At 62.4% G+C, this 11,328-nt stretch carries 1 protein-coding gene; it reads right to left on the bottom strand.

The features are described 5' to 3' along the window. Nucleotides 1-7: 7 nt before the first annotated feature. Complete coding sequence (locus ACX9NE_RS27245; RefSeq protein WP_459377747.1) at nt 8-11,242, bottom strand: amino acid adenylation domain-containing protein; 11,235 nt, start codon at nt 11,240-11,242, stop codon at nt 8-10. Nucleotides 11,243-11,328: the final 86 nt, after the last annotated feature.

The raw sequence follows: 11,328 nt of genomic DNA, 5'->3' as shown, positions 1-11,328 counted from the left end.
GAAACCCTCACAGGCCAGTCGAACTACTACTGAACAGGTGTAACGGACTTTGCCCAGACCCTGGGGCCGGACCCCGGTACGGGCGCATGGCCGGAGAATTACCCGTGTGTTCTTGCATATCCAACGTAGCGTTGAGCTGCTTACCGAATAATTGCAGCGACTCCGCATCTAGCATTTGGTGATGGGTGCAGTCCACATGGTACTCGGCAATATCACCACCGATGAATGGTTTCCAGCTGTTGAGGAGTGGCAACTCGACAGGTCCTCGTGTTGCCGCGAAGAGAACCATGTTGCCATCAAATACTTCTGGCGTATGTTGCTGAAGCAGTATTTCATTAGTCCTGTGGTTCGCGAGCAGGGCGTTCAACAGCTCTTCGGAAAGGTGTTCAGGACCCATCTCGTCTTCTTGGTGAATCAATATCTCTGGCTGCGGGTCTGTACAAGTTCTGGACTGTCCGCGGCCATCGGGAACGCAGGCTCGCAAGGTGCTTTCGGTGGCATAGGTTTGGACCGCGGCACCATGAATTCTCGCGATATCATCGGCGTCGATCGGGGCGTCCAAAAGTACCAGTCGTCGGACAACGCAACCCCGTCGTTGGAGTTCAATAGCGAGCTGGTGTGCTACCACGCCGCCAAAAGACCAGCCCAGAAGGTGGTACAGCTCGGAAGGATAGCGCTGTTGGATTGTGTCCGCATAGGTTTCGGCCATCTCTCGGATGGATCCCGGCGACCGTTGCCCATTCGTTGAGACTTGTTGAATCCCAAAGATCGGGCAGTTCAAATATCGACCAAGGCCTCGGTACGGCCAAGAGAATCCTCCGGAAGGGTGGACACAAAACAGCGGCGCACCCGAGCCGTGTTTGAGGATCTCAAAGGGGACAACGTCGATCGAATTGTCGGCTGATTCCAGCTGCCGGCTGAGGAGTTTCACTGATGGTGCGTTCATCAAGAGGCGCCAGGTCACACGAATACCCATAGCGTTGTGCACAGCGTCGATTAGGCGGGCGGCCAGCAGCGAATCCCCGCCGACCTCGAAAAACGATTCTTCGACTCCGACACCATCAAGCCCCAATACCTGGGCGAAGATAGCTGCCAGGGCCTCCTCGGTGGGAGTGCTCGGGGCTTGGTAGCAGTTGGGTCGGGCATACTGCGGGCTGGGCAGCGCGCGGGTGTCTAGTTTGCCATTTGCGGTCAGTGGCAGCGTGTCGACCACTACTACCGCGGAGGGGATCATGTAAGGCGGTAGCTGTTGAGCAAGCTTCGCGCGCACGTTGGCTGGGTCCGCTTGTCCAGTCAGATAGCCCACCAGGCGTTTGTCGCCGGGCCTATCCTCTCGGGCGATAACTGCCGCTTGATTGACCCCGTCGATTTGGGCCATTGCTGCACGGATCTCGCCGAGTTCGATACGATGCCCGCAGATTTTGACCTGTTCATCGGCGCGCCCTACATATTGCAGCTGCCCGTCGTTACGCCAATACACCAAGTCTCCGGTGCGATACATTCGTGCCCCGGAATCACCATGTGGACAGGCCACGAACCGCGACGCCGTCAAGCCCGTCCGACGCGGATACCCGATACCCACTCCCGCGCCCGCTATGTACAACTCACCGACGACACCGGCTGGCACCTGTCGCAGCCACGCGTCGAGAACGAGTAACGCTGCACCCGCCACAGGGGACCCAATCGGCGGGGGCCCCGAACCCGGAGTCAGTGGTGCGCTCATGGCGGCACACACGGTAGCCTCGGTCGGCCCGTAGGCGTTGATCAATAGTCGCCCTGGCGCCCACCGGTCTACCAGCTCTGCCGGGCAGGCCTCTCCTGCCAGAACCAACCCGACAGAGTCCATCTTTTCGGGTGACAACGCCGCCACGCCAGAAGGCGTCTGTGTCAAGAGACTGACATTTTCAGCATCGAGCAAAGCGTGCAGCTCAGCTGGCGAATGCAGCACGGTTTCAGGCACCACGACCAGCCGCCCGCCGTATAAAAGCGCTCGCCAAATCTCCCACACTGAGGCATCAAATGCATAAGAGTGGCACTGTGCCCATGCGCCCGCTGGTAGGACGGGGTTTAGGCTTTCCATGAGCTGGGTGACATTGTGGTGGCTAACGGCGACGCCCTTTGGGATACCGGTAGTGCCCGATGTGTAAATGATGTACGCGATGTTGTCCGGAGCCGGCGGTGAAAACTCAGCCGCGAGAAGCTTGCCGATCGCCGCATCATTGACATCGATTAGCAGTAGGTCGTGCCCGTGTAACCGGTTGCGTAGGTCAGCCGTGGTGATGGCGGCCAGCGGCGCAGCATCGTCGATTATGAATTCCAGTCGCGCCGTCGGCAATGCAGGGTCAATCGGTACATAGGTCGCTCCAGTTTTTAGCACTGCCATTATGGCGATAATGGCCTCGGCCGAACGCGGAATGAGCAGCGCCACCCGCTGACCAGGCCCCACCCCGTGGTTTGCCAGCATACGCGCTAACCGGTTGGACGCCTGATCGAGTTCGTGATAGGTCCAAGAGCGCCCACCGCAGACCAGTGCCACAGCCTTCGGATCGCGACGTACTTGTGCGGCAAACAGTTCCGGAATCGACATCGCGACCGCCGGCCGGGTTAGGGCGGCGTGGTTTCCCCAACGGGCCACGCGAGCCAGCTCGTGCTCGTCTAGTAAATGGACCGATGACAATGTCCGCGTGGGGTCATCGGCCATCGCAGATAATGCTCGCATAAACCGCCCCGTCACGTCGGCGGTATCAATGCCTATCTGTGGACTAACGCTGCCGAATGTGCTGCGGTTCAACGCAACATCGAGCGTGAGCTGATCTTCGGTCAATTCCGCTGCGATAGAGACAGGGAAATGCGTCCGGCTTTCCCAATGGCTGAGCCGGACGGTAATCGCCCCGGCCGCCAACTCCTTGCCGATCGCGATGTCGCCTCTGGGGAAATTCTCAAAGGCTAGTACGCTGTCGTACATCTCGCCGATATTGCTGAGCTTGCGCAGCCACCCATGGTTGACGTAAGCGTATTCCTGCAATAAGGCGGTGTCGCGCTGAGCAATGGTGCATTGTTCAACGACAGTCGCATTCGGGTCGAGCCGCATTCTCAGTGGCACAGTATTGACGAACAGGCCGACCATCGAATTGACACCAACTAGCTCGGCGGGGCGGCCGGCCACCGCGATCCCAAAAACTACATCGTCACGACCAGTCAAGGTGGATAGGACAAGCGCCCACGCGACCTGTAGCAATGCATTCACGGTGACCCCGCAGCGACGGGCACTTGCGATGAGGTGACTGGTAGCAGCCTCGTCTAGTCGCTGCTCCATGCACTGGGACTCACCAGCTCCCGAGGTACCTCGACCAGTTGCCAGTGCCGCCGAGAGGATGGTCGGCTCTGACATGTCGGCGAGATAGTTACGCCAGAATCGTTCTCCTGGTCCCGTGTCCCACCGGGTGAACCAGCCGATGTAGTCACGAAACGACCGCGGCGGCGCTGAAAGCACACCGATAGCGCCATTGGCCTGGTACAGGCTGAAGAGTTCTCGAAGGAACACTGCGAGAGACCAGCCATCGATCACGATGTGGTGTGCGGTTATGAGGAAATGCCAACTCGCGTCGGACAATTCGATAAGCAGGAATCGCATCGGCGGACCGATTTCGAGGTTGAATCGACGCCGTTGTTCCTCGGCCTCTAATGCGACCGCCTCGGGTGGTGTGGTGATCACATGCCGCCATTCGAGGTCGACCTGACCGGGCACTACCTGTACAGGATGCGGCACGCCACGGCTTATGAAACGGGCCCGCAGATTCGGATAGCGATACAGGAGCGCTCTAGCGCAGGCCCGCAGCAGTTCGGTATCCAATGGTCCTGACACATCGAGGACGGTGGTGATCGTGTAGGGATCATCCGACGGTGCCTCACTGAGTGTTGCGAGCGCCAACAGTCCCTGTTGGAGTGGACTCAGCGCCAGCACGTCCTCGATGTCGACAGCGTGCCTGGCCTCGGATGCCGTAGGCCGGTCAATACCGGCGAGGATACCCGGTAGTTTGGCCAATTCGGCGGACGGTAATCCTGATGCGCTCATCGGCGCATAGCGTTCCCGATCGACAATGTCGACCGGACTGACATTTGCTACTGCGCCGTTCGCGGTTGGGCGATGCTGATCCGCAAGCTCGCGTCGGTCGACTCGACTCTTATTCTGAGCGCCCAGACGGAGAAGGCTGTCCAATAGGCCCGCATTTCGCAAATCTTCGATGGCGATAGTCCCGAGTATGTGCCGCGCTTCTTCATCCTCGATCAACTTTGACGGCGCTGCATCCTTAGATTTCGAATGGCCGCTGTCGCCAAGTTGCTGACTGATGTGGCCGGCGAGTGCGGTGGGGGTCGGGTGGTCGAATACCAGGGTGGGAGGCAGGGGAATACCTGTTTGGCGGGTCAACGTGTTGCGAAGTTCCAGGGCGGTCAGCGAGTCGATACCCAAGTCGACGAAGGGCCGGCCAGTATCCAGAGCCGCAGGGTCGGGGTGAGCGAGCACCGCCGCGGTGGCTTCGGCAACCAGCGTGGTCAGGGTCGCTAGCCGCTGCTCGGCGGTTTGGGTGGCCAACCGTGCGGTCAGGCTCCTCGTGTTGGCGGTAGCGGCGCGGGGGCGGGTGTGAGCCAGTCCTGACAGGATCGCGGGCAAGGTGTTGCTGCGCGCCTGACGGGCCACTGCCGAAGCGTCCAACGGCGCTGGGATCACGCAGGGCTGCTGGTGGGTAAGGGCCGTATCGAACAGGGTTAGACCGTATTCGGTGCTGATCGGGACGATCCCGCCGCGCATCATCCGCGCGTGATCGGTCGAGCTCAGGTGCGCAGTGATCCCGCTGGGGGTCTCCCATAATCCCCAGGCCAGGCTGGTCACGGGTAGTTGGGCGCGGTGACGCTGGTGAGCCAAAGCATCGAGGAAGGCGTTCGCCGCGGCGTAATTGGCTTGCCCTGCAGATCCCAGGATTCCCGCAGCCGAGGAGAACAGCACGAACGCGTCCAGGTCGGTATCGGCGGTGAGTTCATGTAGATACCACGCACTGTCAGCTTTAGCAGCCAACACGGTTTCCAGTTGTTCGCTAGTCATCGTGCTCACTGCAGCGTCGCATGACACCCCAGCGGTGTGGATGATCCCGCTCAACCGATGCTCTGCCGGGATGGATTTCAACAGCTCGGCAAGTTCGGCGGGATCACTGGTGTCACAAGCAGCGATTTGTACATGGGCGCCTAAGCCGCTCAACCGCTGATGGAGTTCTTCCGCGCCGGGCGCGGCCAAACCGCGTCGAGAGACCAACAACACATGGCGTACCCCATGCGCGCTGATGAGATGCTCAGCGAACATCCCGCCCAGCATCCCGGTACCACCGGTGATCAAGACCGTCCCCTGCGGATCGAACGCTGACGGGGGAATCAGCACGATTTTTCCGGTGTGGCGGGCTTGGCTCATGTCCCGGAAAGCTTGCCGAGCGTACAGCAGACCGTAACTGGTGGTCGGTAGTGGAGCTAAAGCCCTGGAATTGAACAACTCGAGCAACGCTGTCCAGGCGCGTTGTTGTTCTTCGGGGGTGGCGGTGGTCAGGTCGAAGGCCTGATAGGCGACGCCTGGGTGGGAGAGCGCGAGCTGGGTGACTGAGCGGATATCGGTCTTGCCGATCTCAACGAACTGTCCACCCGAGCCCAGCAGATCCAGCGAAGCATCGACGAACTCCCCGGCCAGCGAGTTGAGAACGACATCGACACCCTGCCCACCGCTAGCGTGGTGGAAGGCCTGGGCGAAATCCAGCGTGCGTGACGACGCGATATGGGAGTCGGGGACTCCCAGCCCCTGCAGGATTCGATGTTTTGTGGGGTGAGCGGTGGCAAACACCTGCGCACCCAGGTGGGTGGCGATCTGGATCGCGGCTTGGCCCACTCCACCAGCACCGGCGTGGATCAACACGCGCTGGCCGGCTACGAGCCTCCCGATCTCGACTAAGGCGATGTAGGCGGTCAAGAACGCGACGGGTACTGAGGCGGCCTGCGTGAATGACCAATTCGGCGGGATCGCGATTACCATGCGCGCATCGGTGATCGCGGTAGGGCCAAACGCGTTGTTGGTGAACAACCCCATCACCGCATCACCAGGTCTCCACGCTGTCACCCCGGCGGCGGTCTCAACGATGACCCCGGCGGCTTCGCCGCCCAGACCCTCATCACCGACAGCGCCCAAGGCCACCACCACATCGCGAAAATTCAGCCCCGCTGCCCGCACGGCAACCCGGATCTGCCCCGGGCCCAACGCCGAAGTGGGGCTGGTTTCCGCCAGGGTCAGGTTGGCGAGATCCCCTTTACCCGTGGTGGCCAATTGCCACGAAGAACTCGCTGGTGGGGTGAGGGCTTGGGAGCGGGCTAGGCGGGGGACATGGACGACCCCGGTGCGTAGTGCTAGTTGTGGTTCAACGGCTGAACGTGCGCAGACCAGCGCCAGAAGATTGTCCTGGCTCAGGTCGCTGTTGTCGGTGTCGATCAGGGTAAGGCGGTGCGGGTGCTCGTTCTGGGCGGTATGCAGCAGTGCCCATACCGCGGCATGGGCGAGATCGGGGGCGTGATCATGAGCGGAGATAGTCACGGCGTGACGGGTCATTACCACTAGGCGGGTGTCGGTGTTGTCGGTGCGGGCCAGCCACGACTGCAGCCGGGATAGGGCATGGCGGGTCAGGGTGTGAACGCCGGCTAGCGCATCGCGGTGGTGGTGGGCTTGGGGCAGCACCCAAAGCACTAACCCGGGGACAGCCGCCAGCGCGGCCAGATCGGGGTAGATCGGGTGGCCGCGCAGGCTTGCCGGCAGGTGTTCGGGATCATCGCTGACCACGACCAGCGATATCTCCGCCGCGGACGCGGGCTGGGGCAAAGGTAACCAATCCAGCTGCCACATGCCCTGAGCTGGCCCACTCACCGAGAAGGACTGGGCGAGGTGGTCGGGCAGTTGCCGCACAGTCAGGCTGTCGATAGTGATGACCGGTGCGCCGGCGGGATCACTGGCGTGCAGACCAAACGTGTTGGTTCCGGTCTGGGTCAGCTGAACATACAACTGGGTGGGCGCGCTCGCGAACAACCTGATCCCGGAAAACGCGAACGGCAGCCGCGGCCGGCCAGTATCGGTGTCGCCTGCCGCGGTGCGGGAAAACACCGCGGCCAAGGGGTGTAGAGCAGCATCGAGTAGAGCGGGATGGAGGTTGTAGCCGCTGATTTCAGTGCCGGCGGGCAACGCCACTTCGGCGTAGACCACCTCGGACTGATCAGGGTCATACCCGATACCGCGGACCGCGCGAAATGCACCGGTGTATCCCAGGCCGTGACCAGCCAGCCGCGCATAAAAATTGTCCTGGTCAACGGTTTCTACCTCCCCGATCGCTGGCGGCGGCCCGGACGACACCGGGGATAGCTGATTGCTGAGCGCGCCGCTGGCGTGTAGCACCCATTCCAAGCTTTGGCCACTACCGCCGGTGCGGGCGTGCACACTGAACGCCCGCCGCCCACCGTGTTGGGTGGGCTCGACCACGATCTGCACATCACTGGGCGCCTGATCCGACAACACCAGCGGGGTATGGAAAACCAGCTCATCGATCACCGGACAGTTCGTCAGCTCACCGGTGCGCAGCAACGCCTCGATAAACCCCGCCGCCGGGAACACCACCGCGCCATCGACTTGGTGGCCGGTCAACCAGTCGTGCATAGCCAGCGACAACCTGCCGCTGACCACGATCTGGTCATGTCCGGCCACCTGAGTTAGCGCACCCAACAATGGATGATCAGCCCGATCAAGCCCCGCGGCCCTGACATTGGTCGCTGCGGTGGGGGACAGCCAGTAGCGACGGCGTTCAAACGGGTATGTGGGCAGCTCGACCGTCGCGGCGCCGGGATACAGAGCCGGCCAAGACGGGCTGTGACCGCGGGTGTGCAGCTGAGCCAGCGCAGCAGCAAGCGCATCCAGGTCGGGCCGGTCACGATGCGACGTCGTGATCACCGCCGAACCGGCCCGGTCCGGCATCTGCGCCAACCGTTCGCCAATCGCTGCAGCCAGCACCGGGTGCGGAGACAACTCCACAAACGTGCGCTCACCGGCACCCAACAATGCAGCCACACCATCACCGAAACGCACCGGCTCACGCAGGTGCTGGGTCCAATAGTCCGCACGAGTTAGTTGCTCAGGGGTAGCCACCTGGCCGGTGAGGTTGGACACGATGGCCATCGCGGGCCTGTGGAAGCTCAAACCCGCAGCGATAGCCCCGAATTCGGGCAGGGCGGGATCCATCGCAGCCGAGTGAAAGGCGTGACTTACCCGCAACGCGGTGACGTGACGATGATGCGCTTGGCAGTGCTGGCTGAGCAGGTCGAGCTGTTGGCCAGGCCCGGACACCACCACCGCGGTGGGCCCGTTTACCGCGGCGATTTCCACGCCGGGAAACCGCGCCACCATGGTGAGCACATCGTGCTCGTCGGCCGCGATGGCAAGCATCCCTCCGGGCTCGCAGGCTTGCATTAACCGGCCCCGAGCACTGACTAACAGTGCCGCATCGGCTAGAGAGAACACCCCAGCGATATGGGCGGCAGTCAGTTCCCCGACGGAGTGTCCCATGAGATACTCCGGGACGATCCCGGCCTCGGTGAGCACCGCATACATCGCTATGCCCCAGGCAAACAACGCCGGCTGAGCATAGACGGTCTGATAGACCAGCTCGGCCGAATCAGTACCCGCCGCGGCGAACATCACCTCCTGCAACGCGACGTCGAGATAGGGATCAAAAGCCACACATACCTCATCGAGGGCCCGCGCGAAGCCGCGGTGGTGTTCATAGAGTTGGGCGCCCATGGTGGGGTATTGGGGGCCTTGGCCGGGAAAGACGAACACCGTCGAGCCGGCCGAGCCGGCTAGGTGGTGTGTGAACACGTTGGGGTGGGGGCGATCAGCGCCCAGCGCGGCCAAGGCCTGCAGCAGGTCTTGGCGGGGATTGTCGTTGTGAGCAGGTGCGGTGATCGCGGCTCGGTAGGGGTGATGGGTGCGGGTGGTGGCCAGACTACGGGCCACATCGGTGAGATCCAGGTCAGGATGAGCCAGCAGGTACTGATGCAGTTGGCCGGCCTGGGCCGATAAGGCCTTGGCTGTGCGCGCCGAGATCGGCCACACCCGCAGCAGCGGCGGCTGTGGGATGGGTTTTTCACCGGAAACGAAGGCGTGACACGGTGGTTCCTCGAGAACCACATGGGCGTTGGTGCCGGAAATGCCGAAGCTGGATACCCCCGCGCGGCGCACGCGTTCGGGATCGCGGGGCCACGGTTGCGGCTCCTGCAAGAGCGCAAGTCTGTTTCCTTCCCAGTCGATGTGTTCGCTGGGGCGCTGGGCGTGCAGGGTTTTGGGCAGACGCTCATGCTGGAGGGCCAGCACCATCTTGATCACCCCAAGAATGCCGGCAGCTGCTTGTGCGTGGCCAATGTTTGACTTAACCGAGCCCAGCCACAACGGGCGCTGCGGGCTGCGGGAGGGCCCGAAAACCTCTGCTAACGCGCCGACCTCGATGGGGTCCCCGAGGGGGGTTCCGGTGCCGTGGGCCTCCACCGCGTCCAGGTCGTCGGGCATCAATCCGCTTTGCCGCAGCGCTGTTCGAATGACTCGCTGCTGGCTGAGTCCGTTTGGTGCGGTCATTCCTTGACTTCTGCCGTCCTGGTTGACCGCCGTGCCCCGAATCACCGCCAGCACCCGATCACCGTCACGCTGAGCATCGGCTAGCCGTTTGAGGACGACGATCCCGCAGCCCTCGGCCCAACCCGCGCCGTCGGCACCGGCCGAAAACGGCTTGCAGCGTCCGTCGGGTGCCAGCACCCGAAGGCGGCTGAACTCAACAAAGGCGGCCGGGGTACTCAAGACCTGCACACCACCGGTCAAGGCCAGGTCGCACTCGCGCTGGCGCAACGCCGACGCCCCCAGATGCAGGGCGACCAATGAGGATGAACAGGCAGTATCGACAGTCATTGCCGGACCCTGTAACCCCAACACATACGACACCCGCCCCGACAGCACGCTGCCGGCAAGTCCGGTAAAGCGGTAGCCATCTAATGTCTCCAGCGAATCGGTTCCCATCCCGTAATCGGAGAACATCGAGCCCAAGTACACGCCGGTGATCGACTTGTCCAGGGTCAGCGGATCGACACTCGCACGCTCTAAGGCTTCCCACACCACCTCAAGCACGAGCCGCTGCTGGGGATCCATGGACTGTGCTTCGCGGGGCGTGATGGCGAAGAAGTCAGCGTCAAATGACTCCGCCCCGGTGAGGAAGCCGCCTTCGCGGGCGTAGCTTTTGCCGACAGCGTCGGGATCCGGGTCATAGAGGTTCTCGGCGCGCCAGCGGTCGGGGAACGGACCGATCGCGTCACGTCCGTCATCTAGCAGAGACCAAAAGCCTTCCGGGTCGACCACGCCGCCGGGCGCGCGGCAGGCCATTGCGATGACGGCGATCGGCTCGTACGAGTCGGTGGCCGGCGCTACGACTTCGGCCGCGCGCCGCACACCGCCGCTCAGTTTCGTTGCCAGGTCGCGAACGGTGGGGTGGTTGAAGACGTCGACAGGATCGACATCTCGACCTACCACTCGGCTTAATCGTGAGGCGAGGTCGACGATTCCGAGCGAGCCGACGCCCTGATCGCCCAGCGGTTGGTCAATGTCGACACGCGCAACGGGGATCCTCAGGAGTGCAGCTGTCTGCTCGCGCACGATCCTGATGAGTTCGTCCTGAGAAAGCGCATCGCTCGCCAAAGTCAATGCGCCGGGTGGGGTGAAAGTTGTTCCGCCATCCTCCTGGGCGGATTCTGCCGGCACGACGCCGATGGGTGGTTCGTTGTCGAAGCGTTCTACCAGCAGTGCTTGGCCTTGCAGGGTGCCGTCGAGTAGGCGGGCCCGGCATCGGGCGCGCTGCACCTTGCCGCTGGTCGTCTTGCTCACACTGCCAGGCGGCCCCACTATCACCAGCGAGCAGCCCAACTGGTGGGCCTGCAAGACCGCCGAGTGCACCTTCTCCGCCACGTCGGACAACACTGTGCTCGAGGTGTCGGCGGGTACCTCTATGAGCACTGCGAGCGCTTCGGTGGTTTCTTTGTCGATGACGAAGGCCGCGATCCCTCCGGGCCTGATCGCGGGATGACAATCTCGTACACTGGCTTCGATATCTTGCGGATAGATGTTGCGCCCGGCCACGATGAGCAGGTCCTTGATACGACCGCACACGTACAGCTCACCGTCACGGATAAAGCCCAAATCGCCGGTACGAAGGTAGTCGTGCC

The organism is Mycobacterium sp. ML4, from assembly GCF_054515735.1.
This window is presented reverse-complemented; position numbering and strand designations above follow the sequence as displayed.